Origin of the sequence: Achromobacter ruhlandii, assembly GCF_002082135.1 — a bacterium.
GTDB lineage: Bacteria > Pseudomonadota > Gammaproteobacteria > Burkholderiales > Burkholderiaceae_B > Achromobacter > Achromobacter ruhlandii.
Map to the genome: position 1 here is coordinate 2,394,686 of NZ_CP017433.1, position 26,204 is coordinate 2,420,889.

Below are 26,204 nucleotides of genomic sequence, written 5' to 3' on the forward strand. Positions count from 1 at the left end.
AGTGGTCGAATGCGGAATCAAGCGGCCGGCGCGTGCGCGGCGCGCGGCGTGTCCTGTGCCAGGCGGCGCTTGTGCCCCGCCAGTGCCCAGATGGATACCAGCGTGATGGCCGACAGCGTCGAATAGAAGATCGCCAGCGGCAGCCATTGGCCGGGATAGTGATAGGTGAGCCAAGTGCCAATCAGCGGCGTCATGCCGCCGGCGACCGCGCCGCACAGCTGGTACGACAGCGAAATGCCGGAATAGCGCACGTGCACCGGGAACGCCGCGCTGATGTAGCCGGCCATGGCCGAGTAGATCGCGGCCATGAAGACCAGCACGATGGCGATGCCGGCAACGATGCTGTAGGCCGTGCCTTGCGTGACCAGCATGAACATGGGGTAGGGCGCCAGCACCGAGCAGACCGCCGCGGTGATGAGCACGCGGGTCGGACCCAGGATGTCGGCCAGCCAGGCCGCCAGCGGTTGCACGAAGAACTGGATGATGGCGACCACGAACAGGCAGTCCAGGATCAGCTTGCGGTCCAGGCCCATCGTCTGGGTGGTGTACGACAGCATGAAGGTGTTGGTGAAATAGATGCCGCCGATCGCCACGGTGCACACGCCCATGCACAGCAGCACGGTGCGCCAGGCCGTGCGCAGCACTTCCTTGGCCGGGATCTCGGCGCGTTCCTGGCGTTCCAGCACTTGGGCGAAGTCAGGCGATTCGTTGACGCCGATGCGGATGAAGTAGCCGACCAGCAGCAATACCGCGCTGATCAGGAATGGCACGCGCCAGCCCCAGCTGACGAAGTCGGCCTCGTCCAGCGCGGTCAGCAGACGGAAGGCCAGCAGCGACAGAATCAGGCCGGCCGGGCTGCCCAGTTGCGCGAACGAGGCCGCGAAGGTGCGGCGCCGTTGCGAGGCGTGTTCACCCGCCATCAGCACCGCGCCGCCCCATTCGCCGCCCACCGCCAGGCCTTGCGCCAGGCGCAGCAACAGCAACAGGGCGGGGGCCCACAAGCCGGCGCTGGCGTAGCTGGGCAGCAGGCCGATGCCGACCGTGGCCAGGCCCATGATGACCAGCGTTGCCATCAGCGCCTTCTTGCGGCCGACCCGGTCGCCCAGGTGGCCGAAGACGACGCCGCCAAGCGGACGCGCCAGGAAGCCGGCCGCGAAGGTACCGAAAGACGCCATGGTGCTGACGAACGGGTCGGCGGTGGGGAAGAACACCTTGCCGAACACCAGCGCGGCGGCGGTGGCGTAGATGTAGAAGTCATACCACTCGATGGTGGTGCCGACGAAGGCGGCGGTCGCGGCGCGCACGGGCTGGCGCGCCGCCGATGAAGGGGCGGAAGCGGTCATGGTTTTCCTCTTGGGTGTTGTCGTTGTTCGAAGGCGTGTTTATCGCTCCCGCCTCGATATAACGTCAATTTATGATTTTTAATTTTTCACTTAAGTAAAATTGATGTTCTGGCAATCTCAGCGCAGGGCGCCGATGAAGAACACCCACCCCGACCTCCGCGGCGGCGACCGCCTGGACTGGAATCTGCTGCGTACCTTCCTGGTGATCGTGCGGGAGCGCAGCATCAGCGGCGCGGCCGCCAAGCTGCACCTGACGCAGTCGGCCGTCAGCCAGGCGCTCAAGCGGTTGGAGGAACAACTGGACCGGCGCCTGGTGGAACGGCACAACCAGGCCTTCACCGTTACCAACGCCGGCGAGGAAGTGTGCCGCGCGGCCGAGGCCATCTACGGCAACGTGGCGCAGTTGCTGACCGATGTGTCGCAGACGGAGGTCGAGGCGACCGGCCGTATCCACCTGCTGGTGGCCAGCCGCATTCATTCGCAGGTCTATGACAACTTCTGGGCGCGGTTCCACCAGGCCTATCCGCGCATCGAGGTGCAGATGGACGTGCTGCCCAGCAGCGAGATCGTCACGCTGATGCAGCAGCGGGCGGCCACGGCGGGCATTGCGTTGTGCCGGCAGATGCCCAAGCGCCTGGACAACAAGGTATTCCTGCAGCAGCGCTATGCGCTGTTCTGCGGCCGCAACCATGCGCTGTTCGGACGGCAGGACCTGCGCATCGAAGATCTGATGGGCGAGAACTTCGTGTCCTTCGCCAGCGATGCGCTGGGCGACAGCCTGTCGCCGTTGACGATTTTTCGCGACCAGCGCGGCTTTTCAGGGCGGGTGGTGGCAACGTCGACGCAGCATGACGAAGTCAAGCGCCTGCTCATCGCGGGTTTCGGCATCGGTTGCCTGCCGGAGCACAGCGTGCGTCGCGATCTGGCCGAGGGCCGGCTCTGGCGCCTGCCGCCCGGCGAAGGCGTGTGCTCGGTGGACCTGCACCTGCTGTGGCATCGCGATGCGCCACGCAGCCCCGCCGAAACCGCCTTCCTGACGCACTTTCGCGACTACATCGATGGGTTCACCATGGCAGAGCGGCTGGCGTCCGATAACGTGCCGCCACGTTGATGCGCGCGGCCGACGGGCGGCGTGTCAGCGCGGCGCCAGCGCCATGCCGTCGCGCACCTGCCTGAACAGCGTCAGGGCGGCCGGCATGGCGTCGCGCTGGGTGGCGCAGGCCATGCGGATGCGGCCCTGCGGCAACGGCAGCTCGGCGTAGTACTCCAGCGTGTCGGCGTGGCCGGGGCCGGCGCCGGGCGCGACTACGTAGTCGATGCCCTGGCGGCCGGCCAGCAGGTAGTGGTCGTACAGCTCGATGCTCGCGCGGCGCTGGCGTTGCCGGCGTTCGGCGGCCTTGACCTGCGCCTGCCAGGTTGGCGCGGCGGGCGCCTTGGCGCCCCGTTCCATGGGGGGCGCGGCCAGGAAGCCGACGCGGCACAGGTATTTGGCGTCTTGCGCTCGGGGTGGGAAGCCGTCGGGGCCGGCGATTTCGATCAAGGCGTCGAAGCGCCCGCGTGCCGGCGCGGGGCCGGCACGCAAGGGCGACGGCACGGTGACGGCCAGGCCGGTGGCGGTGTCGGCGTAGCGGCGCGGCACGATGTCGGCGGGCGGGCCCCGGTCATCGCCGCGGCCGCCGGCCGGTTCGTCTTGCTCCTGCTGGAATCGCAGCGGCAGGCTCAGCGTGGTCTTTTCGCCGGTCATGTCGGCGGGAAAGGCGGGCAGCGGTCCGGCGCGCCTGACCATCCGGGTGGCGGCAAGGTCGACCGCGTCGTCGCCGGAGGAGCGATCGACGCGGATATCGGCAATGCTGCCGTCGCGCAGCACGATGATCTTCAGCGACAGGCTGATCGGGCCATCCAGCCGCCGGGCTTCGGGCGGAAAGAGGAAGGTGCTGATCATGCGCCGCTGCACGGCCTGGCTCCACTCGGCCTGGTTGGCGGGCGCGGCCGCGAACACGGGCGACGCGGCGCACGCCAAGATGAGGGTCAGGCTACAGGCAAGCACGCGCCAACGCATACGCGGGTCTCCGGTCAGGGGCGGCGCCGGCGGGGCCGGCAGAATGTGACAGCGAGCATACCCGAGTGGCGCGCCTGGCGCGGACGAGGCCGGCGCGCATCCGCCCGGCCTAGGCAAACGCGGCCCGCACCGCATCGAATGCCGCGATCACCAGCGGTTCCTCGCGTCGCGCCGCCAGCGTAATGAAGGCCAGTTCGGCCTGGATCGCCAGGCCCGGCGCCAGCGCCAGGCCATGGGCCTGCGATTCGCGCAGCGCGATCGAGTCGCGGGCCAAGGTCAGGCCGACGCCGGAACGCACCAGGTCCAGCATCGAGGCTTCCTGGTCCACTTCGGCAACCGTGTTGGGCGTGACATCCAGCTCGGCGAATTTCGCGGCGAGCAGGCGGTGGTGGACCGAGTCGGGCGGCGTCCAGATCCAGGGCAGGGCGGCGATGTCGTGCCAGCCTCGGCCGGCCAGCTGCGGCCCCCAGCCCTTGGGCGCCACCACGTAGTAGGAGAAGTCGGCCAGCGGCAGGGCGTGCAGCGCCGGCTGGCCGCGGGCGGCATCGCGCGGACCGAGGAAGAAGCCGACGTCCAGTTCGCCCGCGCGCACCTGGCGGCCGACCGAGCCGGACATGCCGTGGCGCAGAGTGGGACGGATCTTGGGATAGTGCTGCACCAGGTATTGCAGCGTGGCCCCCAGCCGCAGGAATTCCGGATCCAGGATGGTGCCCAGGCGCAGTTCGCCCTGCACCGTGGTGCGCAGCGCGCCGATGGCGCGCTCGAAATCCTCCAGCGCGTCCAGCACGCGCTGGGCCGACGGCAGCAGCGCGCGGCCATCGGCATTGGGCGCCAGGCCCTGGGCGGTGCGGGTGAACAGCGGCAGGTCCAGGGCCTCCTGGAAGCTCTTGAGCTGCAGGCTGAGCGCGGGCTGCGTCAGGTGCAGGCGTTCGGCCGCGCGCGTCAGGTTGCCGACGCGCGCCACGGCGGCGAAGGTGCGGATGTGCTTGAGGTCCATGGCTCCGGTCCCGTCAGGGCGATACCCATTATTAAAGAGTCTTATAAAGCGCTTTTCAACAATTCATTGGACAGGGGCGGCCGGCTGCGCGACAGTGGCACAGCCCTTGAGACTCAAAAGAAGAAGCGCAATGGAGACATACGACTACATCATCGTGGGCGCGGGGTCGGCCGGCTGCGTGCTGGCCAACCGCCTGAGCCGCGATCCGGCGGCGCGCGTGCTGCTGCTGGAGGCGGGCGGACGCGACAACTATCACTGGATCCACATCCCGGTCGGCTACCTGTATTGCATCGGCAATCCCCGCACCGACTGGATGTACCGCACCGGCGCCGAGCCGGGGCTGGGCGGGCGGTCGCTGATCTATCCGCGCGGCCGGGTGCTGGGCGGCTGCTCGTCGATCAACGGCATGATCTACATGCGCGGGCAGCGCCAGGATTACGACGACTGGGCCGAGATCGCCGGCGATCCGTCATGGCGCTGGGACGAGGTGCTGCCGGTGTTCAAGCGCAGCGAAGACCATTATCGCGGCGGCGACGAATTCCACGGCGTCGGCGGCGAGTGGCGGGTCGAGGCGCAGCGGCTGCGCTGGGACATCCTCGACGCCTTCGCCGACGCGGCGGAGCAGGAGGGCATTCCCCGCGTGGCGGACTTCAACCGGGGCGACAACTTCGGGGTCGGCTATTTCGATGTGAACCAGCGCCGCGGCTGGCGCTGGAATACCGCCAAGGCGTTCCTGCGGCCGGTGCGCGAGCGGCCCAATCTGCGGGTGATGACGGGCGCGCACGCCGAACGCCTGCTGTTCGAGGGCACGCGCTGCGTCGGCGTGCAGGTGCGCCGCGAGGGGCAGTCCGTCAGCGTCCGCGCGGCGCGCGAGGTGGTGCTGGCGGCGGGCGCCGTCAATACGCCGCAACTGCTGGAACTGTCGGGAATCGGCGAGCCGGCGCGGCTGCGCGAAAGCGGCATTGCGCTGCATCACGCCTTGCCCGGCGTGGGCGAGAACCTGCAGGACCACCTGCAACTGCGCGTCATCCTGAAGGTGCGCGGCGTGAAGACGCTGAACCGCATCGCCTCGACCTGGTGGGGCAAGGCCGGCATCGGCCTGGAATACCTGCTGAACCGCAGCGGGCCGATGAGCATGGCGCCGTCGCAGCTGGGGGCGTTCGCCAAGTCGGACCCGGGCCAGGCGCGCGCCAACCTGGAATTCCACGTGCAGCCTTTGTCGCTGGGCGCCTTTGGCGAGCCGCTGCATGGTTTCGATGCCTTCACGGCCAGCGTCTGCAATCTGCGGCCGGTGTCGCGCGGCAGCGTGCATGCGCAGGGCGCGGACGGTTCGTTGCCGCCGGTGATCACGCCGAACTACCTGAAGGAAGAACAGGACCTGAAGGTGGCGGCCGACGCCATCCGGCTGGTGCGGCGCATCAGCGCGGCGCCGGCCTTGCAGCGCTACCAGCCGGAGGAATGGCTGCCGGGCCCGGCCTACCAGAGCGAGGCCGAGCTGCGCGAGGCGGCCGGCAAGATCGGCACCACCATCTTCCATCCCGTCGGCACCTGCGCCATGGGCCGCCGCGCCGATGACGGCGCGGTGGTGGATGCGCGCCTGCGCGTGCACGGCTTGCAGGGGCTGCGCGTGGCTGATGCGTCGATCATGCCGACGATCACCTCGGGCAACACCAATTCGCCCACCATCATGATCGCCGAGCGCGCGGCGCGGATGATTCTGGAGGATGCGGTGCGCGTCGGCGCCGAGGCGCGGGCGGCCGAGCTGGTGGCGTGACGCGGAGCGGGACGCGCCCGTGGCGATCCGGGCGTGGCGCGTTGGAGGCGGGGGCGGCCAGGCCAGACATTTCCAGCCTGGGCCCGGGCGGCGCCTGCCAGAGGGAGCGGGTCCCCGGAAGGCGCTCCCCGAGTCCGCCTCAGCGCAGCGACCGGTACATCTCCTGGCGCTGCGGATGCGTCAGGATCACCTGCCACAGTTGGCCTTCGCGCGAGCGGAAGAAGCCGGCGCAACACATCAGGTAGTACTGCCACATGCGGTAGAAGCGCGTGCCGTAGCGTTCCTGCAGCCGCGGCCAGGCGCGCTGGAAGTTGTCCCACCAGGCCATCAGCGTGCGGTCGTAGTCGGCGCCGAAGTTGTGCCAGTCCTCGATGATGAAGCGGCCTTCGACCGCGGTGCTGATCTCGCGCGCCGAGGGCAGCTTGCCGTTGGGGAAGACGTAGCGGTCGATCCAGGGATCGGTGCTCTGGCTGGTCGAGGCGATGCCGATGGTGTGCAGCAAAAAGATGCCGCCGGGCGCCATCAGGCGTTGCACGTTGCTGAAGTAGGTGTCGTAGTTCTTGGGGCCGACGTGCTCGAACATGCCGACCGACACCACCTTGTCGAAGCTGCCTTGCAGGTCGCGGTAGTCCTGCAGCAGCAGTTCCACCGGCAGGCCGCGCACGCGTTCCTGGGCCAGCGCCAATTGCTCCTTGGAGACGGTGATGCCGGTGACTTTGACGCCGTAGCGTTCGGCCGCGAACTTGGCCAGTCCGCCCCAGCCGCAGCCGATGTCCAGCAGCGTCTCGCCGGGCTTGAGCTGCAGCTTGCGGCAGATCATGTCGAGCTTGGCTTCCTGCGCGGCTTCCAGCGTGTCGGCCTGTTCCCAGAAGGCGCAGGAATAGATCATGCGGCTGTCGAGCATGGCCTCGAAGACGTCGTTGCCGGCGTCGTAGTGCTGCTCGCCGACCTCGAAGGCGCGGCTTCGGGATTGCAGGTTGAACAGCTTGTGGCGCAGGTGTTCGGCGATCAGCTTGACGCGCGCCAGGCCCAGCGCGGCCGAACCCATGTCGGCGCGCAGCAGGCGGGTGAAGAGTTCGTCGAGCTGCTCGCAGTCCCACTCGCCGTCCATGTAGGACTCGCCCAGCCCCAGCGACCAGCTGGCGAAGACGCGCTCGTACATGTGCTTGTCATGGACCTGGATGTCCCAGGGGCGCGAGCCGTTGATCCGGACATCCGCGCGCGCCAGCACGTCCTGCAGGACCTTGGGCGGTTCGGGCGGCGGGGCGGCCTCCGGGCGGGAGTGGGTTAGCGGAGTAGTCGGACTGCTTTGGTGCATAGTGGCTCCATATCAATTCTGGACTGACTGATCTGGCAATGCTCGAAGCGCATAACTCTCGCCCGGACCGGCGCGTGGAATCCAATTTAATGATTGAATCGGGCCGATAGGCAATCTAATTTCAGCGGGCCGTCAGCGCCGGGCTACCTCGGCCACTGAACCGGGACCCGCCAATCTTAACCAACGTATGCTGCTGCGCAAGGCCCATGCGCATCCTGCCACCAACAGGCCGGTGGCTACGATAAAGACCATGGAAGTAATGGTGTCGTTGATGTCGAACGAATAATCGTAACGATGACCTGACCAATAACCCAACAGGCTGTACAGCAGCACCGCGGCCAGCAGTAGCAGCCAGGGTGTGCGCGGCAGCCGTTCCAGCCCCGGCCGCAGGCCGGTGAAGAGGCGGATGCTGCGCCGCAGCCACCATAGCGCGGCGAGCGCCGGCAGGGCCAGCGCGTAGCGGGAAATCAGGACCACTCCGAAGATGTCGCCGTCGGCGGCCAGCGCCAGCAGCCACGGCGGCAGCAGCGCCAGCGCCAGCAGCCAGGCCAGCACCAGTTGCAGTCGGCTGCCGCGGCCGGCGCGCCAGCCGGCCACCAGGCCGACCACCAGCACGCCGAACAGGGCGGCGATGAAGAGCAGGGCGGCGGCAACGTAGCCGCCGTTGAGCATGTAGCCACCGGGCATGGTGTCTGGAGTTCCTGGAACGTCGCGGCTTTCAAAGGCGCCTGGCTCGCGGCGGCAATGCGCCGCCAGGCCAGGCGCCATTCTAGTGCGGCGGCGGGCCCGCGCGCCCGCATGGCGAATGCGTCGCTGCGCGCCGGCGCCACGCGATCGCCGCTACACTGGTTGCCAGGCCCGTGCCTGCCGCCGGCGGATCCGCGATCCGCCCTGTCGCATCCGTTTCAAGGGGAGTCGCATGGCTGCGCGCATACATCTTTTCGGCGCGTCCGGCTGTGGCGCCACCACGCTGGGCGCCGCGTTGGGCGAACGCCTCGGCGTGCCGCATCTGGAGGCCGATGACTACTACTGGCTGCCGACCGATCCGCCGTTCACCCACAAGTATCCCAAAGAGGAGCGTTGGCGCCGCATCCGCGAACGGCTGCAAGGGCACGACGATTGGGTGCTCAGCGGCGGCTCGGTGTATCACTGGGGCGAGGGCCTGATTCCCGCGTTCACGCTGGTGGTGTTCCTGCGGCTGCCGGCGGCCGAGCGCATGGCGCGGCTGCGGCGGCGCGAGGTTGAACGCTACGGCGCGGCGCTGGAAAACGATCCCGCGGTGCGTGAGAAGAGCCGCCTTTTCCTGGAGTGGGCCGCCGGTTACGACACGGGCGCCGAGGGCACGCGCACGTTGGCGCAGCACCGGGAATGGATCCGCCAGCTGCATTGCCCGGTGCTGACGCTGGACACGCGCGCCAGCGTGGACGACCTGGCGGACCAGGTGCTGGCCGCGCTGCGCTTCCGATAAGATACCGACCATGCGCGGCGCCGCCGTGGCGGCGCGCGCCGGTCTGATGGAGCACAACGATGCTGGATGCGAGCCTGGAACCCCGTTTGGAATTCGTCACCTGTGCCAGCCCGGCGGGCCTGCACCGCATGGCGTATTGGGAGTGGGGCGATCCGGCCAATGACCAGGTGCTGGTCTGCGTCCACGGCCTGACGCGCAGCGGCCGCGATTTCGACACGCTGGCGCGGCGCCTGGCCGGTCGATACCGGGTGGTGTGCCCGGACGTGGTCGGCCGCGGCCGTTCCGATTGGCTGGTCAATCCGGCCTTCTACACCGTGCCGCAGTACGTGTCCGACATGACGACCCTGGTGGCCCGGCTGCGTCCCGCCTCGCTGGCGTGGGTCGGCACCTCCATGGGCGGGCTGATCGGCCTGGGACTGGCCGGCGCCGCCGCGTTCGCGCGGGCGATGCTGCCGCTGCGCCCGCATGCCGGCATGCTGCCGCCGCAGGAGGGCATCCGGCTGTCGAAGCTGGTGCTCAACGACGTCGGCCCGCGCCTGGAGACCGGCGCGCTGGCGCGCATCGGCCAGTACGTGGGCGAGCCCGGCGCCTTCGCCTCGTTTGCCGAGGCGGTGGCGGCCATGCGCGCCAATTCCGAGACCTTCGGCCCGCACACGGACGCGCAGTGGGACCACCTGGCGCGTTTTGTCTATCCCGAGCAGGGCGGCCAATGGGTCAAGCACTACGACCTGGCGCTGGCGCAGCCGATGGCGCTGCAGACCGGCGAGGAACTGGCCGCCGGCGAGCAGATCCTGTGGCGTTCGTATGAGGCGGTCGACTGCCCGATCCTGATCGTGCGCGGCGAGCATTCCGATCTGCTGACCCGCGCCACCGTCGATGAAATGCGCCAGCGCAATCCGCGCGCCCAGGTCCACGAGGTGCGGGGCGTCGGCCACGCGCCGACGCTGATGGCCGACGACCAGGTGACGGCGGTGGCGGATTTCCTGTTGGCGTGACGGCCGCCGCGGCGCTTCAGTTGTTCCGCAACGGCCGCGGCCATCATATTGGGGACGCCGCTGGCCGGCGCCGCTACCCAGGGGGGCGGGGCTTCTCTACAATAGGCTTCATGAACACGCCCGTCCTCAACATCGATTTGCATTGCCATTCCACCGTGTCCGATGGCGCCCTGGCGCCGCGCGACGTGGCGCAGCGCGCGCACGCCAACGGCGTCGATGTCTGGGCCCTGACGGACCACGATGAAGTCGGCGGCCTGGCCGAAGCGGCCGCCATGGCCGGCGAACTCGGCATGCGCTTTGCCACCGGCGTGGAGATCTCGGTGACCTGGGCCGGCCTGACGGTGCACATCGTCGGCCTGCGTTTCGATCCGTCCAACGCGGCGCTGGTCGAGGGGTTGCGCAAGACGCGCTCAGGCCGCGCGGAGCGGGCCCGCCGCATCGGCGAGCGCCTGGCCGACATGGGCATGCCCGGCGCCTACGAAGGCGCGCTGCCGTTCGCTGGCAACCCGGAATTGATCAGCCGCACGCACTTCGCACGCTATCTGGTCGAAGCCGGCTACTGTCCCGACGTGCAGACCGTCTTCACCAAGCACCTGGGCGATGACCGCCCCGGCCATGTGCCCATGCAATGGGCCACGCTGGCCGAGGCCGTCGGCTGGATCCGCGGCGCCGGCGGCATGGCCGTCATCGCGCATCCGGGGCGCTACAAGTACACGCCGTTGCAGTTCGCCGCGCTGTTCGATGAATTCCTGCAACTGGGGGGCGTGGGCATCGAAGTCACGACCGGCAGCCACACCGTTGAAGAGGCGCGCCAGTATGCCGAGGTGGCGCGCCGCTATGGTTTCCTGGCCTCGCGCGGGTCGGACTTCCACAGCCCCAAGGAAAGCCGCATGGACCTGGGCCGGCTGCCCCCGCTGCCGCCGGACCTGAAACCGGTCTGGCACGACTGGTTCTAGCGCGGGCGGCACGCCGCCGCCCGGCTCCTGGCATGGCGTGTCCATGCCGCCCTTGAATTGACTGATCGCGCGTCGACCGCGCCGCCGCCATGAACAAAGCATTTGTCAAAGAATCCGACAACGAGGACGACGATGACCTGCCGCAGGCCCAGGCATTGCCGGCCGGCACCAAGAACTACATGACGCCGGAAGGCTACGAGCGCCTGCGCGGCGAGCTGACGCACCTGATGAACGTGGAGCGGCCGGCGGTGGTGCAGGTGGTGTCGTGGGCCGCATCCAACGGCGACCGTTCCGAGAACGGCGACTATCTCTACGGCAAGAAGCGCCTGCGCGAGATCGACCGCCGCATGCGTTTCCTGACCAAGCGCCTGGACATCGCCGAGGTGGTCGACCCGGCCGCCCAGCCGAACCGCGACCAGGTCTTCTTCGGCGCCACGGTGCTGTATTCGGACAAGGCCGGCGAGGAACATACCGTCACCATCGTCGGCGTGGACGAGGCCGAGCCCCTGGCCGGCAAGATCAGCTGGATTTCGCCGGTGGCGCGGGCGCTGATCAAGGCGCGGGAGGGCGACACGGTGGTGCTGCGCACGCCGGGCGGGATCGAGGAGCTGGACATCCTGGAAGTGCGCTACCCGGGGTAGCGCGATGCCACGCGGCGGCGTTGCGGCGCCCGCCGCCGGGCGATGAGTGGGAAGGCGCCGAAGGGCGATCCCACGGGCCGGAACGAACTCTCCAAAAGGCGACGGGCGCCGGCTTGTGGCCGGCGCCCGTCTTTGGTGGGCGGGATCTGACGTCCCTGCCTCGGTTGGCGGCTTGCGCCGCCGTTCCCCTGGGGCTTGCTGCTTGTTCGGTATCGTGTCCTGGCCGGATTACTTCTTGCGCGCCGCGATGGACTTCTCGGCCAGGTTGACCAGGTCCTCGCCGATCTGCTTCTTCCACTTGTCGTAGACGGGCTGGGTGACCTTGGCGAAGGCGTCGTGCTCGGCCTGGCTCAGCGAGGTCACGGTGACGCCGTGGCCTTCGATCTCCTTGAGCAAGGACGGGTCTTCCGGCGTGACGCCCTTGCGCGCGATCACGATCTGTTGCTTGCCGGCGTCCAGCGCGGCCTGGCGCACGATGTCGCGGTCCTTCTCCGACCACGAATTCCACACTTCGCGGTTGACCACGAAGATCAGCGGATCGGCCACGTAGTTCCACAGCGTCAGGTATTTCTGGCCGACGGTGTAGAGCTTGGAGCCGGTGTAGATCGACAGCGGGTTCTCCTGGCCGTCGACCGCGCCGCTGGCCAGCGCCGGCTGGGCGTCGGCCCAGCTCATCTGGGTCGGGTTGGCGCCCAGCGCGGTGAACGTGTCGATGTACAGCGGCGAGCCGACCACGCGCAGCTTCATGCCCTTCATGTCCTCGGGCCGCTTGATCTCGCGCTTGGAGTTGCTGAGCTGGCGGTAGCCGTTTTCGCCCCAGGCCAGCGGCACCACGCCGGCCTTCTCGATCAGCTTGAACATCTCCTTGCCCACGTCGCCCTGCACCAGCGCGTCGATGGCGGCGTAGTCCGGCATCAGGAAGGGCAGCGAGAACAGGTTCAGTTGCTTGATCTGCGGCGACCAGTTGATGGTCGAGCCGACGGCCATGTCGATCACGCCCTGGCGGATGGCGGTGAATTCGCGGGTCTGGTCGCCCTGCACCAGCGAGGTGCCGGGGTAGACCTTGATGTTGATGCGGCCCTGCGTGCGCTCGCGCACCAGGTTGGACCAGATCTCGGCGCCCTGGCCCCACGGGAAAGTGGTGCCGACGACGATGGAGAGCTTGTATTCGGGCTTGTAGTTCTGCGCCTGCGCGGCGGCGGGCAGGCCAACCACGGCGGCGGCGCACAGGGTGGCGCCGATCAGCTTGCGGAAATTCATGTTGCGTCTCCTCTCTTTGCGGGTCTGTCTGTTGTTGTCATGAATGCATGCCGGACGAGCCGGTCCGGGTCCCTCAATAGCCCAGCTTGTGCGGCAGCCACAGCGCCAGCTGCGGGAACACCAGCACCGCCACCAGCACCAGGAACATCGCGCCCAGCAGCCACACCACCCAGCGCACGGTCGATTCCATCGGCACGCGCGCGATGCGGCACGACACCATCAGGTTGACCGCCAGCGGCGGGGTGAACTGGCCCAGCGCCACCTTCAGCGTCAGGATCACGCCGAACCACACCGGATCCCAGTTGTAGGCCTTGGCGATCGGCATCAGCAGCGGCACGAAGATCAGGAAGATGGAGATGCCGTCCAGGAACATGCCGACGGTCATCAGCAGCAGGATCAGCAGCGCCAGCACGCCCCATTCGCCCAGCCCGGAATTGACGATGGCGTGGGTGATCGGGTCGATCACGCTGAGGGTGGACAGGGCCCAGGCGAAGATGCCGGCCAGGGTCACCACCAGCATGATCACGGCCGACAGCTCGGCGGCCTCGCGCAGGATCACGTACAGGTCGCGCAGCTTGATGGTGCGGTGGATGCACATGCCCACGAACAGCCCGTAGAACACCGCCACCACGGCCGCCTCGGTGGGCGTGAACCAGCCCATGCGCATGCCGCCCAGGATCAGCACCGGCGCGGCCAGGCCCCACGAGGCCTCGCGCAGGCTCTTCCAGAACGGCGGACGCGGCAGGTGCGCTTCCAGCATGCCCATCTTGTGCTTGCGCGACAGCCACACGGCCGGCACGATCAGCGCCAGGCCGGCCAGGATCCCCGGCACCATGCCGGCGGCGAACAGCGCCGGCACCGAGGCTTCGGGCACCAGCACCGAATAGATGATGAAGGCCACCGACGGCGGAATCAGGATGTCGGTGGCCGCGCCCGCCGCCACCACCGAGGCCGAGAACGGCCCCGGGTAGCCGGCGCGCGACATGGCCGCGATCATCACCGCGCCCACCGCGGCGGCGCAGGCCGGGCCGGAGCCGGAGATGCCGCCCAGGAACATGGCCACGGCGATCGATACCAGCGGCAGCATGCCCGGGCCGCGCCCGACGATGGCGATGGCGAAATCCACCAGCCGCTTGGCCACGCCGGAGCGGTCGAAGATGGAGCCGACCAGCACGAACATGGGAATCGCCAGCAGCGGGTACTTGGCCAGCCCGGCGTAGAAGTTCTGCGGCACGGTCAGCAGGCCATACCAGGGCGTGTCCAGGTTGGACAGCACGATGGCCACGGTGCCGCCGATGCCCAGCGCCACGCCGACCGGCACGCCGATCAGCATCAGCGCGATGAAGACCGCGAACAGGATGCCGGCGATCATGCCTGGCCTCCGTCGGCCTTGGGCAGCGGCGCTTTCCACAGGCGCCGCAGCGTGCCCAGCGTGCGCAGCGAGATGGCGGCGGCCATCACCGGCAGCCAGATCGAATACCACCAGGTCGGCACGCCGATGGCGGGCGAGGTTTCCTCGTAGATGAATTCATCGGACACCAGCTTGACCGACAGCACCGTCAGCAGCACGAAGAACGCCAGCACGCAGAAGTTGGCGATCAGCGCCATGATGCGCTGGCGCCGCGGCGAGCCGTTGTCGGCCAGGATCTCGATGCGGATGTGGTGGTTGCGCACGAAGGCCACGCTGCCGCCGGCCATGGTCAGCACGATCAGCAGGAACACCGAGATCTCTTCGGTCCAGGCGAACGACTGGTCGGTGAAGTAGCGCACCAGCACGTTCAGGAAGGTGATGAGGGCCAGCGCCGCCAGCAGGATCACGGCCAGCCAGTCCTCGATCGCCAGCGGCACTTTCACGGCGGGGTCTGTTTCGGCGGGGATGATCGGTTCGACAGGCTCGGCGGGGGCTTCGGGGCGTGACATGTGAGGCGACGGCCAGCGCGGCGGGGCGCTTTCTTGGTATGGGGTCGCTGCATCCTACCGTCGGGGCAAGGGCAGGGGTGTTCGTGTTTTCCCGCGCTGCGGTATGGGTGCAACATGGTGCGTCGCAATAGGCGGGCCGCGCCGGCAGGGCGGCGATGCGCCATAACCCGTGATGGCGGCAGGGGTTTGCCCGTCATATTGCTGTGCAGCAGGTCGGACGTTACGTCGCGGAATTCTTTTGTAACAATGGCCAAAGCCGGACGAATTCGGGCCGGATCGGGACAGGGCCGTGCTTCCGTCCGGGAAAACCCGCCAAGCGGGGTAAAATCCTGCTTTTGCTTCCCTCCTTATATACGGCGCCCGCATCGTGTCCCTTGTTCAGCATCTGCCTGGTTCCTCCGTCCTGTCCTCCTTTCGTCGTGACCGCCTGCTGGCGCAACTGAAGGAAGCCGGCCTGCCGGTGGCCGACATTTCCGCCCGCTACGAGCACTTCGTCAGCACCGACGCCGCCCTGACGGCCGAGCAGCAGCAGCACCTGGCCCAATTGCTGGACTACGGCACCCCCGCCACCGGCGAGGCGCCGGCCAAGAGCCTGGCGCTGCTGGTGATCCCGCGCCTGGGCACGATCTCGCCGTGGGCCAGCAAGGCCACCGACATCGCCCACAACTGTGGCCTGTCGGCCGTGCACCGCATCGAACGCGGCGTGCGCTACGTCATCACGCCCGAGCGCGGCCTGCTGGGCAGCAAGACGTTCGACGCCGACATGCTGGCGCGCGCGGCCGACTGCCTGCACGACCGCATGACCGAAACCGTGGTCGACGCCAGCTTCGACGGCCAGGCGCTGTTCCAGCCGCTGGCCGGCAAGCCGATGCGCACGGTCGACGTGCAGGCGCGCGGCGCCGCCGCCCTGGTCGAGGCCAACAGCACCCTGGGCCTGGCCCTGTCCGATGACGAGATCGAATACCTGGCCAAGTCGTTCAGCGACCTGGGCCGCGATCCCACCGACGTCGAACTGATGATGTTCGCGCAGGCCAACAGCGAACACTGCCGCCACAAGATCTTCAACGCCCAGTGGGTGATCGATGGCCAGGAGCAGCCCAACACGCTGTTCGGCATGATCCGCGCCACCCACAAGGCGCAGCCGGAAGGCACCGTGGTGGCCTACTCGGACAACGCCGCCATCATGGCCGGCGGTCCGGCGCAGCGCTTCCAGGCCGGCGTGCCGGGCGTGACCGGCGAGGGCGTCGACGGCGCCAAGTACATCCGCCGCGACACCACCGTGCACACCCTGATGAAGGTCGAGACGCACAACCACCCGACCGCGATCGCGCCGTTCCCCGGCGCCTCGACCGGCGCGGGCGGCGAAATCCGCGACGAAGGCGCCACCGGCCGCGGCTCCAAGCCCAAGGCCGGCCTGACCGGTTTCACCGTCTCGCACCTGCGCTTCGACGACGCCACGCAGCCCTGGGAAGCCGACCACCACGGCCTGCCGGACCGCATCGCCTCGCCGCTGTCCATCATGATCGACGGCCCCATCGGCGGCGCCGCCTTCAACAACGAATTCGGCCGTCCCAACCTGCTGGGCTATTTCCGTTCGTTCGAGCAGACCGCCGGCGGCACCCGCTGGGGCTACCACAAGCCCATCATGATCGCGGGCGGCCTGGGCAGCATCGACGCCGGCCTGACGCACAAGGACGTGATTCCCCCCGGCGCGCTGCTGATCCAGCTGGGCGGCCCGGGTTTCCGCATCGGCATGGGCGGCGGCGCCGCCTCCAGCATCAGCATGGGCAGCAACTCGGCCGAGCTGGATTTCGACTCGGTCCAGCGCGGCAACCCCGAATTGGAACGCCGCGCCCAGGAGGTCATCGACCGCTGCTGGCAGCAGGCCGAGAACAACCCCATCATCGCCATCCATGACGTTGGCGCGGGCGGCCTGTCCAACGCTTTCCCGGAACTGGTCAACGACGCCGGCCGCGGCGCCATCTTCGATCTGAAGCGCGTGCCGCTGGAAGAATCCGGCCTGTCGCCCGCCGAGATCTGGAGCAATGAATCGCAGGAACGCTACGTCCTGTCGATCCTGCCCAAGGACCTGGAGCGCTTTGACGCCATCGCGCGCCGCGAACGCTGCCCCTACGCGGTGGTCGGCGTGGCCACCGAGGAACGCCAACTGCGCGTGGTCGACGGCGAGGGCCTGCCCGGCCTGGACACCATCCGTCCGCAGGGCGAGGCCGAGGTGCGTCCGGTCGACGTGCCGATCGACGTCATCCTGGGCAAGCCGCCGCGCATGACGCGCGACGTGCGCCGCCTGCCGGGCGTGTCCGAGCCGCTCGACCTGGCCGGCATCGACCTGACCGAAGCGGCCTACCGCGTGCTGCGCCACCCCACGGTGGCCAACAAGTCGTTCCTCATCACCATCGGCGACCGCACCGTCGGCGGCCTCTCCAGCCGCGACCAGATGGTCGGCCCGTGGCAGGTGCCGGTGGCCGACTGCGCCGTCACCCTGGCTGACTACCAGGGCTTCCGCGGCGAAGCCATGGCCATGGGCGAACGCACGCCCATCGCCATGCTGAACGCGCCGGCCTCCGGCCGCATGGCCGTGGCCGAGGCCCTGACCAACCTGGCCGCCGCCGACGTGGCGCGTCTGGAAGACATCAAGCTGTCCGCCAACTGGATGGCCGCCTGCGGCGTCGACGGCCAGGACGCCGCGCTGTACGACACCGTGTCGGCTGTCAGCGAGCTGTGCCAGGCCGCCGGCCTGTCGATCCCGGTGGGCAAGGACTCGCTGTCCATGAAGACCTCCTGGGAACAGGACGGCGAGCAGCGCCAGGTGGTGGCGCCGGTGTCGCTGATCGTCACGGCCTTCGCGCCGGTCGGCGACGTGCGCGCCAGCCTCACGCCGCAGCTGCGCACCGACGCCGGCGACAGCGTGCTGATCCTGATCGACCTGGGCCGCGGCCTGCACCGCATGGGCGGCTCGATCCTGGCGCAGACCTACAACCAGGTCGGCGAAACCGTGCCGGACATAGACTCGCCCGAAGCGCTGCGCGCCTTCTTCGTCACCATCCGCACCCTGGCCGAGGCCGGCACCATCCTGGCCTACCACGACCGCTCCGACGGCGGCCTGTTCGCCACTTTGGTGGAAATGGCCTTCGCCGGCCGCACCGGCATCTCGGTCAACCTGGACATGCTGACCTTCGACCCGCAATCGGCCGATTGGGGCGACTACAAGATCCGTCCGGAACAGGTGGCGGTGCAGCGCGACGAACTGACGCTCAAGGCGCTGTTCGCCGAGGAAGCCGGCGCCGTCATCCAGGTGCCGGCCGCCCAGCGCGACGCCGTCATGCAGGTGCTGCGCGGCGCCGGCCTGTCGGCCCACTCGCACGTCATCGGCGGCCTGAACGGCGGCGACGAGGTCGAGTTCTACCGCGACGGCAAGAAGGTCTGGGGCCAGCCGCGCGCCGACCTCGGCCGCGCCTGGAGCGAAGTCTCCTACCGCATCATGGCGCGCCGCGACAACCCCGCGTGCGCCCAGGCCGAGCTGGACGTCTGGAACGACACGCAGGATCCGGGCATGAGCCCGAACGTGGCCTTCGACCCGCAGGAAGACGTGGCCGCGCCGTTCATCAACAGCGGCAAGCGCCCGCGCGTGGCGATCCTGCGCGAGCAGGGCTGCAACAGCCAGGTGGAAATGGGCTGGGCCTTCGACACCGCCGGCTTCGACGCGGTCGACGTGCACATGACCGACCTGCTGTCGGGCCGTGTCGACCTGGCGCAGGTACAGGGCCTGGTGGCCGTGGGCGGCTTCAGCTACGGCGACGTGCTGGGCGCCGGCGAGGGCTGGGCCCGCACCATCCGCTTCAACAGCAAGCTGTCGGATCAGTTCGCGGCGTACTTCGCCCGCCCCGACACCTTCGCGCTGGGCGTGTGCAACGGCTGCCAGATGATGGCCGCGCTGGCCCCGATGATCCCGGGTGCCGAGCACTGGCCGCGCTTCACCCGCAACCTGTCCGAGAAGTACGAGGCGCGCCTGTCGATGGTCGAACTGGCCAAGTCGCCGTCGATCTTCTTTGCCGGCATGGAAGGCGCGCGCATCCCGGTCGCGGTGGCGCACGGCGAAGGCTACGCCGACTTCTCGCAGCAGGGCGACGCCGGCCGCGTGCTGGCGGCGGCGCGCTACATCGACAACCGCGGCAACGCCACCGAGGCCTATCCGTTCAACCCGAACGGCAGCCCGGGCGGCCTGACCTCCGTCACCACCGCCGACGGCCGCTTCACCGTGATGATGCCGCACCCGGAACGCGTGACCCGCAACGTCATGATGTCGTGGGCGCCCGAGAAGTGGGGCAACGCCGACAGCGGCGGCCAGTTCAGTCCGTGGATGCGCATCTTCCGCAACGCGCGCGCCTGGCTGAAATAAGGCAAGACGGCCGCCGCGGCGGCCTGTTGCAGGCAGTGAGGCAACCAACAGCCCCACCGGTATCGGTGGGGCTTTTTCATGGGCGGTCGGCGGGCTTATGGGGCGCCACCCATGTAACCCAATGAGATATTTAACTTTTCATTGCAATAAGCCGTAAACAGTCCGACAGCCGCCCAAGGCTGCCCTCCGCAACCCCCGAGTGGCCCTCCCCATGTTCAAGAATCTGAGTATCCGCGCCGTCCTGACGACCGCGCTCTGTATTTTTTTCGCCCTTTTCCTGGTCACCGGCATCGCCGTCTACCAACAGCTGACCTCCAACCGCAGCTCGATCGAGGTGATGCTGGACACCAACCTGGTGCGGGCCAACGCCGTGGACGATGCCGGTTCCGAACTGCTGCGGGCGCGCCTGGTGCTGCTGGCGGCCCAGACCACCTTGCTGGAAGGCAAGAGCATCGACAGCCTGGCGAGCATGCAGCGCCTGGACGGCTACACCAAGAAGGCCGCCGACCTGATCCAGAGCGCTCGCCAGAATCCCGAGACCTCGCCCGTCGGCAAGCCCTTGTTCGACGAGGCGCTGGCTGCCTATGAGGTCTATCAGCGCGATGCGATCACGCCGATGATCGCCGCGATCCGCGCCGGCAAGGCGCATGACGCCAGCCGCCTGAACCTGGAAAAGGTCACGCCGCTGGGCATCGCCTTCACCCAGGCGATCCAGAAGTACGTGGACTTTGCCGACGAAATCGGCAAGCGCGTGGCGCGCGAAGCCAACGCCCGCATCAACGGCGCCATCGCCTTCCTGATCGGCCTGCTGGTGCTGGTGGCGGTGCTGGTGGTGGGCCTGTACGCGGTGTTCGCGCGTTCGGTGTTCCGGCCGCTGCACGAGGCCGGCCGCCTGTTCGATCGCATCGCCGGCGGCGACCTGACCAACCGCATCGAGCAGCGCGGCAACAACGAAATCGGCGTGCTGTACGCAGCCGTCAAGCGCATGCAGGACAGCCTGGCGCGCACCGTGGCCGCCGTGCGCCAGGGCGTGGAAGAGATCCACACCGGTTCCCGCGAGATCGCGGCCGGCAACATTGACCTGTCCTCGCGCACCGAGCAGCAGGCCGCCTCGCTGGAGGAAACCGCCGCCAGCATGGACGAGTTGTCGTCCACCGTGAAGAACAACGCCGACAGCTCGCGCAGCGCCTCGCAACTGGCCTCGGCGGCATCCGACGTGGCGACGCGCGGCGGCCAGGCGGTGGGCGATGTGGTGGGCACCATGCGCGCCATCGCCGACAGTTCCAACCGCATCGCCGACATTGTCGGCGTGATCGACGGCATCGCCTTCCAGACCAACATCCTGGCGTTGAACGCGGCGGTGGAAGCGGCCCGCGCCGGCGAGCAGGGCAAGGGTTTCGCGGTGGTGGCCAGCGAAGTGCGCGCGCTGGCGCAGCGCAGCGGCCAGGCCGCCAAGGAGATCAAGGGCCTGATCGACGATTCGGTGCAGAAGGTTTCGATCGGTTCCGACCAGGTCGAAGCGGCCGGCGCCACCATGCAGGAGATCGTGGCGTCGGTGCGCCGCGTGACCGACATCATCAACGAGATCTCCAGCGCCTCGGAAGAGCAGTCGCAGGGCATCCAGCAGGTCAACCAGGCGGTGTCGCAGATGGACAGCGTGACGCAGCAGAACGCCGCGCTGGTCGAGCAGGCGGCGGCATCGGCGGCGTCGCTGGAAACCCAGGCGCAACGCCTGCGTGACGCGGTGGCGGTGTTCAAGCTGCAGACCGGCCGCGTGATCGATGCCGAGGCGCCGGCCCTGGGCCACGGCGCCGAGCCGGCGCTGCTTGGCGCCTGAATGGCCGCCTGAATCGCCGTCCTTCGGGGCGCGGGACGCCTGTGCGTGCCGCGCCTTGTTGATGAGGTGGCGCCGCGCCGTCGTTGCGGTCAGTCCGCCAGCGCCCGCGTCAGGTGCGCGATCAAGGCGCGGGTGCGCGCCGGCAGCCGGGGCGCGCTGGTCAACGCATACAACGCCACCGGTTCCAGCTCCCAATCCGGCAGCACCGCCACCAGCCCCGGCGCGCCGTCGCGCAGCGGCGCGATGCCGGCGCCGCGCGCGGCCAGCTGCCGCGCCATCTCGGGATCCTCCACGCAATAACGTTCGCGCGTCATGACGATGGCGCGGTCCTGGCCGCGCCGCAGTTGCCAGCGCGCGGGCGCGCCGTGGTCGTCGGCATGCACGCCGATGCAGTCGTGCGCCGCCAGGTCCGCCGGGTGTTCGGGGGCGGGCCGCCGCGCCAGGTAGTCGGGGGCGGCATAGAGCCCGGCGCGCAGGGTGCCCAGGCGATGCGCCAGCCAGGACGGGTCGGTGGGCGGTTCCAGCCGGATCGTCAGATCGGGGCGATCCGGCGCCGCGGGCGCGGCCCGCGTCACGCGCAATTGGAACCGCAGGCCGGGATGGCACGCCGCGAAGGCCGCCAGCAGGGGCGCCAGCGCCTGCCGGGTGCCGGCGTCGGGCAGGTCCACGCGCAGCGGCCCGGCGTCGCGGCCCGCCGTGGCCACCTGGCGCGGCAGCGGTGTCAGTGGAATGCCCAGCGCCGCGGCGGCGCGGCCGAAAGCCCCGACGCTGGTGACCTTGGCGAACACTTCCATCCTGGGCAGCGGTTTCATGGTGCGGGTTTCCTGGGAAGGCGCGGCCGGGGCCGCTCAGAAGGCGTAGACCACGCCGACGCTGCCGAACATATTGGCGCGGCGCTCGGTCAGCGGGCTGTCGCGCGCGTCGGCCAGCAGCGTGTTCACGCCCAGCGTGGTGATCGTGCTCCAGCTGGGGTTGATGCGGTACGACCAGGTGGCGAACAGCGCCGCCGACTTGAAGCCGGACCCTGGCGAGTAGGTCGACAGCCCGGCGCGGCTGCTGGCGGCCTGCGAGGAGGTGACGCCGTACCAGGTCTGCATGGCGTCGTGGCTGGCCCACTGCGTGCTGGCGCCGATATTGACGCGATGGGCGCCTTCCTGCCAGGCGGCGTAGGTGGCGCGCAGTTCGAGCGTGCCGCCGTAGCCGCTGCGCGCGGCCTGGCGGTAGGCGGCTCCCAGGGAGAGGGGGCCGGGCGCCCATTCGACGAAGGCGCCGTAGGTGCCGTGGAAATCGATGTCGTCCAGGCCCTTGGTGCGGTCGGCGTCGCTGGAATCGCGGCCCAGGCCCATGCCGACGAACACGCCCGCCTTCCAGTCGGGCGCCAGTGCGGTCTGCAGGCCCATCGCAGGCAGGCCGGCGCGTGGCGAGATGAAGAAATTGCCCGAGTGGTAGTTGACCAACGGCACCGGCAGGGCGCGGTATTCGCGCGAGCCTTCGTAGACCGGCACATAGCCGACGCTCAATCCGATGAAATTGGTGCCAGGTTGATCGGCCTGGGCCGGGGCGGCGGCGCAGGCCAGGGCGGCGGCCGTGGCGGCGCCAGTTGCTAACATAGCCAGCTTCATTGCGGGAACTTTCCTTTCTCGTGGGCGGGCGCCCGGCGATGGCCGGAGCGCGGCAAGGCGCCATTGTCGGGGCCGGCTTTTAAAAATTCTTTAAATCCAGGGCGGCACAATGCGACGCCATGGAGAGTCAGGGAGCGTTCTTGCAAGTTCTGCTGGTGGAAGACGATGCGATGCTGGGAGACGCCTTGCGCGCCAGCATGGCGCAGGCGGGCATGCGCGTGGACTGGGTGCGCGACGTGCCCGAGGCCCGGCTGGCGCTGGTCGACCACGGCTATGGCGCCGTGCTGCTCGACCTGGGGCTGCCCGGCGGCAGCGGCCTGGCCGTGCTCAAGCATCTGCGCGGACGCTATGACGCCACGCCGGTCCTCATCATCACCGCGCGCGATCGCCTGAGCGAGCGGGTGCAGGGGCTGGATGCGGGCGCCGATGACTATATCGTCAAGCCGTTCCAGCTGGACGAACTGCTGGCCCGGCTGCGCGCCGTCGTGCGCCGCAGCAGCAATTCGGTGGTCTCGGTCCTGCGCTGCCGCGACGTGCTGCTGGACCCGGCGCGGCGGGTGGTGACCCGAGCTGGCGCCGAGGTGACGCTCAGCGCCAGCGAATACCGCACCCTGCTGGCGCTGATGGAGCGCGCCGGCCAGACCGTCAGCCGCGAGCAGCTGGAATCCGCGGTCTATGGCGGCAACGGCACCATCGAAAGCAATACCGTGGCGGTCTATGTGCACCAATTGCGGCGCAAGCTCGGCGAGGACCTGGTCGCCACCGTGCACGGCCTGGGCTATCGCATTGCCGCGGGGGACGCGCCATGAAGACGCTGCGCAAGCGCCTGACCGTCACGCTGCTGCTGACCTTGTTGTTGACCTGGGCCGCGGTGTTCCTGTGCCAGCAGTACGCCATGAACGAGGCGCGTACCGGCATCCGCGACCAGACCTTGGTCGACTCGGCCAACCAGACCATCCTGTCGCTGCGGCGCGGCCTGCTCGATGAACGGCCGGACGAACGTTTCAAGTTGCCGCCGTCCAGCCATTTCCGTGGCGAGCGGACCACGGTGCAGATCTGGTCGCTGGCGGACCGGCGCCTGGCGCTGCGCTCGCCGGAATCGCCGGCCCAGCCGCTCAATCCGCATTTCGACGATGGTTTCCGCGACAGCGTGATCCATGGCGAGAGCTGGCGCGTGTATTCGCTCAGCGACGCCTCGGGCCAGGTGCAGGTGCAACTGGCCCGCGCCGACAGCGTGCTGCGGGCCGAGACGGTGGCCGCGTTCAAGCGCGGCCTGATCATCGTTACCGCCTTGTTCCTGTTGCTGGCGGCGGCCACCTGGATCGTGGTGCGCCAGGCCTTCCGGCCGGTCAACCAGGCCGGCGAGGCGATCCTGCGGCGCGCGCCGTTCGATCTGGCGCCCCTGCCGCTGGACCGCCTGCCGGGCGAACTGCATCCCTACGTGCAATCCATCAACGCCCTGTTGCTGCGCCTGCAGGCCGCCATGGACCACGAGCGCCGCTTCCTGGCCGACGCCGCGCACGAACTGCGCACGCCGCTGGCGGCGCTCAGCGCCCAGACCGAAGTGCTGCTGCAACGCATCGCCGGCACGCCGGCCGCCGACGCCGCCCTGCCACTGCGCGCGGTGGCGCAGCGCACCGCCCGCCTGGCCGAGCAATTGCTGGACCAGGCGCGCATGGACGCGGCCAGCGAATCCGGCGCGGATTCCGGACCGGTGGCGCTGGATACGCTGGTGGTGCTGCTGGTGCGCGATTGCGAAGCGGCAGCGGCGCGCAAGCGCCAGCGCATCCAGCTGGACGTGCAGGCCTGCGGCGCGCGCGGCGACATGGACACGCTGGGGGTGCTGGTGCGCAACCTGCTCGACAACGCCCTGCGCTACACCCCCGAGGGTGGGCAGATCGCCGTGGCGTGTGGGCCGGGCGAGGGCGGCGGGGCCTGGCTGCGGGTGGCCGACGATGGCCCCGGCATCGCTCCGGCCGAACGCGCGCGGGTGTTCGACCGCTTCTACCGCGCCCCGGGCGCCAATGGCGGCGGCAGCGGCATCGGCCTGTCGCTGGTGGCGCAGATCGCCGCGCGCCATGGCGCGGTCGTGGCGTTCGCGCCAGGCCTGAACGGGCGCGGCGTGGGCTTGACGGTCACGTTCCCCGGCAACTTCGCGTCGGCCTGACGCTTGGCCGCCATGCACCGGGCGAGGGAACCTCGCCGGCTGCTTCGTTACTCACCGAGATGCGGGCAGCTCCCTGCCCGTGGACAACGATGCGCGGAGGAGTTCCATGAACGACATTGCGGCCTTGCGGTCAGGCGCGAATTATCTGCAGCATGAAGTTAGCGATTTGCAGGAAGACCATATCAAGACGGCCAACAATTACTCCCGGCTGGCCCAACTGCTGGACGGCATCGCCGCTTCGAAGCAGGAACACCGGACCAATCTTGAGGCGCAATACCCCACGGCGTTCCAGCCCGATGCCAGGAATGGCGAGGCGGTCGCCAAGGGCGCCGACGAAATCCTGCGGCAGCAGCGATTGGTCCACGAATGCCTGTCCCTGGTGGGAGCGTTGAGCGAAGAAGAGCAGCTCCACGGCGAACAGCTCAATCGCGTCAACGAGCGCCTGCGCGACGCCTTGGCGCTGGTCCGGCATGGTCATACGCCTTCGGTCGAGGATGCGACCCGGCTGCGCAGCCATCTGCAGGAAGTGCGCGACGACGTTTCCGCCATGGCCGACCGTCATCAGATGACGCTCCAGGCCAATGCCGCGTTGATGGAAATGATTGGCCAGTTGAAGGCCGAGGCGCCGAATGTGCCACCGCCGGTGCGGGATCCCCGGCAGGCCTTGGACAATATGCGGACGGAAGGGGATATCCAGATTCCCGTGGGCGGCACGGTGGCGCCATCCACCTCGGCGTTCCCCGTGCCGACCTCTTACGCGGTGAGCCGTCGTATCGAGGAGGGGTTGCAGCCTGGCAGCGAGTTGGGCTCGCGCGCCATCGTCAGTGCCGACGAGTCGAGCAGCCAGGTGGTCTGCAACAACCTGGTGCGTATTTCGGCGCAGGATCTCGAGGATCCCGCTCGCCTCGAGCGGGTGGTCCAATCACTCACCCACAATCCCGCCCGGGGCTGCTTTGCGGTCGCCGCGGAACGGCAGGGAGAGCTGACCGCGCCCTCGGAGCAGATATTGTCGGCTCGCATGTTCAACACCGCGATCCTCATCATCGATCCAAAGAAGCTCGACCAACAGGATCAGGAGGGCCTGGGCGGCCTGCTGCTCAATCCGACGGTCAGTACGGAATGCTCGGTGGCCAGGGTCGGCCAGGATGCGATCATTGCCGCGATCGTGCCGCGGCGAACGGGCGGCGACGTAGGCGTTCCCACCCTGCAGGTGGGCGACACGACCGCCAATTTCGAAATGCGCGTTGGCGGCGGCAGCACGGCATTCCACAACCTGACCATGCCTGACTACGCCCAGGGCCTGACCGACTTGCTGCGCGCCAATTCAGATCGGACGATGCTGATCCACCTGACGCGGTTCAAGTAAGCGCAGGGACCGCGACCGCTCGGCCGCCTGTAGCGCGGCGGGGCGGGCGCGAGACCGCTGGCGC

The 26,204-nt window shown here is 68.8% G+C and carries 21 protein-coding genes; 11 read left to right on the forward strand and 10 right to left on the reverse strand.

The genetic code is table 11. The annotated features are described in order from the left end of the window. Positions 1–17: 17 nt before the first annotated feature. Positions 18–1,343, reverse strand: a complete 1,326-nt coding sequence (locus AruCF_RS10880; RefSeq protein ID WP_049073243.1) for an MFS transporter — start codon at positions 1,341–1,343, stop codon at positions 18–20. 133 nt (positions 1,344–1,476) lie between these two features. Between AruCF_RS10880 and AruCF_RS10885 the strand changes: the two genes are divergently transcribed. After that, positions 1,477–2,454, forward strand: a complete 978-nt coding sequence (locus AruCF_RS10885; RefSeq protein WP_049073244.1) for a LysR family transcriptional regulator — start codon at positions 1,477–1,479, stop codon at positions 2,452–2,454. A gap of 24 nt (positions 2,455–2,478) precedes the next feature. Here the strand turns inward: AruCF_RS10885 and AruCF_RS10890 are convergent, their stop codons facing one another. Both AruCF_RS10890 and AruCF_RS10895 read right to left on the reverse strand, forming a co-directional pair. Then, a complete protein-coding gene (locus AruCF_RS10890) occupies positions 2,479–3,402 on the reverse strand; it encodes a TonB family protein (RefSeq protein WP_049073245.1) in 924 nt (307 codons plus the stop codon). Positions 3,403–3,511: 109 nt separating this feature from the next. Further along, the gene (locus tag AruCF_RS10895; RefSeq protein WP_083036700.1) at positions 3,512–4,399 is read right to left on the reverse strand and encodes a LysR family transcriptional regulator; all 888 of its coding nucleotides are present in this window, start codon (positions 4,397–4,399) and stop codon (positions 3,512–3,514) included. Positions 4,400–4,529: 130 nt separating this feature from the next. Here AruCF_RS10895 and AruCF_RS10900 point away from each other — a divergent pair, with 130 nt between their 5' ends. Continuing rightward, positions 4,530–6,173, forward strand: a complete 1,644-nt coding sequence (locus tag AruCF_RS10900; RefSeq protein WP_049073247.1) for a GMC family oxidoreductase — start codon at positions 4,530–4,532, stop codon at positions 6,171–6,173. Between the two features lie 139 nt (positions 6,174–6,312). Here AruCF_RS10900 and cfa read toward each other — a convergent pair whose 3' ends face one another. Further along, entirely contained in the window at positions 6,313–7,491 is a 1,179-nt protein-coding gene (cfa, locus tag AruCF_RS10905; RefSeq protein ID WP_049073248.1) for a cyclopropane fatty acyl phospholipid synthase, read from the reverse strand. A 132-nt stretch (positions 7,492–7,623) separates the two neighbouring features. Then, positions 7,624–8,178, reverse strand: a complete 555-nt coding sequence (locus tag AruCF_RS10910) for a hypothetical protein (RefSeq protein ID WP_049073249.1) — start codon at positions 8,176–8,178, stop codon at positions 7,624–7,626. A gap of 232 nt (positions 8,179–8,410) precedes the next feature. Here AruCF_RS10910 and AruCF_RS10915 point away from each other — a divergent pair, with 232 nt between their 5' ends. The 4 genes from AruCF_RS10915 to greB all read left to right on the forward strand — a co-directional run bounded on the left by AruCF_RS10915 (position 8,411) and on the right by greB (position 11,551). Then, positions 8,411–8,959, forward strand: a complete 549-nt coding sequence (locus tag AruCF_RS10915; protein WP_049073250.1) for an AAA family ATPase — start codon at positions 8,411–8,413, stop codon at positions 8,957–8,959. A gap of 59 nt (positions 8,960–9,018) precedes the next feature. Beyond that, positions 9,019–9,954, forward strand: a complete 936-nt coding sequence (locus AruCF_RS10920; RefSeq protein WP_049073251.1) for an alpha/beta fold hydrolase — start codon at positions 9,019–9,021, stop codon at positions 9,952–9,954. A gap of 110 nt (positions 9,955–10,064) precedes the next feature. Then, positions 10,065–10,910, forward strand: a complete 846-nt coding sequence (locus AruCF_RS10925; RefSeq protein ID WP_049073252.1) for a 3',5'-nucleoside bisphosphate phosphatase — start codon at positions 10,065–10,067, stop codon at positions 10,908–10,910. An 89-nt stretch (positions 10,911–10,999) separates the two neighbouring features. After that, on the forward strand, positions 11,000–11,551 hold the full coding sequence (gene greB / locus AruCF_RS10930) for a transcription elongation factor GreB (RefSeq protein ID WP_049073253.1): 552 nt from the start codon (positions 11,000–11,002) through the stop codon (positions 11,549–11,551). Between the two features lie 228 nt (positions 11,552–11,779). On the opposite strand, the gene AruCF_RS10935 is transcribed toward greB, so the two are convergent. The 3 genes from AruCF_RS10935 to AruCF_RS10945 all read right to left on the reverse strand — a co-directional run bounded on the left by AruCF_RS10935 (position 11,780) and on the right by AruCF_RS10945 (position 14,731). Further along, positions 11,780–12,811, reverse strand: a complete 1,032-nt coding sequence (locus tag AruCF_RS10935; protein ID WP_049073254.1) for a DctP family TRAP transporter solute-binding subunit — start codon at positions 12,809–12,811, stop codon at positions 11,780–11,782. Positions 12,812–12,884: 73 nt separating this feature from the next. Continuing rightward, on the reverse strand, positions 12,885–14,183 hold the full coding sequence (locus tag AruCF_RS10940) for a TRAP transporter large permease (RefSeq protein ID WP_049073255.1): 1,299 nt from the start codon (positions 14,181–14,183) through the stop codon (positions 12,885–12,887). Then, the gene (locus AruCF_RS10945; protein ID WP_049073256.1) at positions 14,180–14,731 is read right to left on the reverse strand and encodes a TRAP transporter small permease; all 552 of its coding nucleotides are present in this window, start codon (positions 14,729–14,731) and stop codon (positions 14,180–14,182) included. The genes AruCF_RS10940 and AruCF_RS10945 overlap by 4 nt, the downstream gene beginning before the upstream one ends. Before the next feature lie 367 nt (positions 14,732–15,098). Between AruCF_RS10945 and purL the strand changes: the two genes are divergently transcribed. Together purL and AruCF_RS10955 are read left to right on the forward strand one after the other, a co-directional pair. After that, on the forward strand, positions 15,099–19,148 hold the full coding sequence (purL, locus tag AruCF_RS10950; RefSeq protein ID WP_049073257.1) for a phosphoribosylformylglycinamidine synthase: 4,050 nt from the start codon (positions 15,099–15,101) through the stop codon (positions 19,146–19,148). Positions 19,149–19,359: 211 nt separating this feature from the next. After that, entirely contained in the window at positions 19,360–20,985 is a 1,626-nt protein-coding gene (locus tag AruCF_RS10955; protein WP_049073258.1) for a methyl-accepting chemotaxis protein, read from the forward strand. Positions 20,986–21,074: 89 nt separating this feature from the next. Here the strand turns inward: AruCF_RS10955 and AruCF_RS10960 are convergent, their stop codons facing one another. Together AruCF_RS10960 and AruCF_RS10965 are read right to left on the reverse strand one after the other, a co-directional pair. Beyond that, positions 21,075–21,797 carry a substrate binding domain-containing protein gene (locus AruCF_RS10960; protein ID WP_080977400.1) on the reverse strand — a complete coding sequence of 241 codons (723 nt, stop codon included), beginning with the start codon at positions 21,795–21,797 and terminating at the stop codon, positions 21,075–21,077. A 36-nt stretch (positions 21,798–21,833) separates the two neighbouring features. Beyond that, positions 21,834–22,607, reverse strand: a complete 774-nt coding sequence (locus AruCF_RS10965; RefSeq protein ID WP_049073260.1) for a MipA/OmpV family protein — start codon at positions 22,605–22,607, stop codon at positions 21,834–21,836. Positions 22,608–22,747: 140 nt separating this feature from the next. Between AruCF_RS10965 and AruCF_RS10970 the strand changes: the two genes are divergently transcribed. From AruCF_RS10970 to AruCF_RS10980, 3 genes are all read left to right on the forward strand, one after another. Next, positions 22,748–23,416, forward strand: coding sequence for a response regulator transcription factor (locus AruCF_RS10970; RefSeq protein ID WP_049073261.1), 669 nt, complete (start codon positions 22,748–22,750; stop codon positions 23,414–23,416). Beyond that, complete coding sequence (locus AruCF_RS10975) at positions 23,413–24,774, forward strand: ATP-binding protein (RefSeq protein WP_049073262.1); 1,362 nt, start codon at positions 23,413–23,415, stop codon at positions 24,772–24,774. Before AruCF_RS10970 ends, AruCF_RS10975 begins: the two co-directional genes overlap by 4 nt. Before the next feature lie 106 nt (positions 24,775–24,880). Then, positions 24,881–26,140, forward strand: coding sequence for a hypothetical protein (locus AruCF_RS10980; RefSeq protein WP_049073263.1), 1,260 nt, complete (start codon positions 24,881–24,883; stop codon positions 26,138–26,140). Positions 26,141–26,204 lie beyond the last annotated feature (64 nt).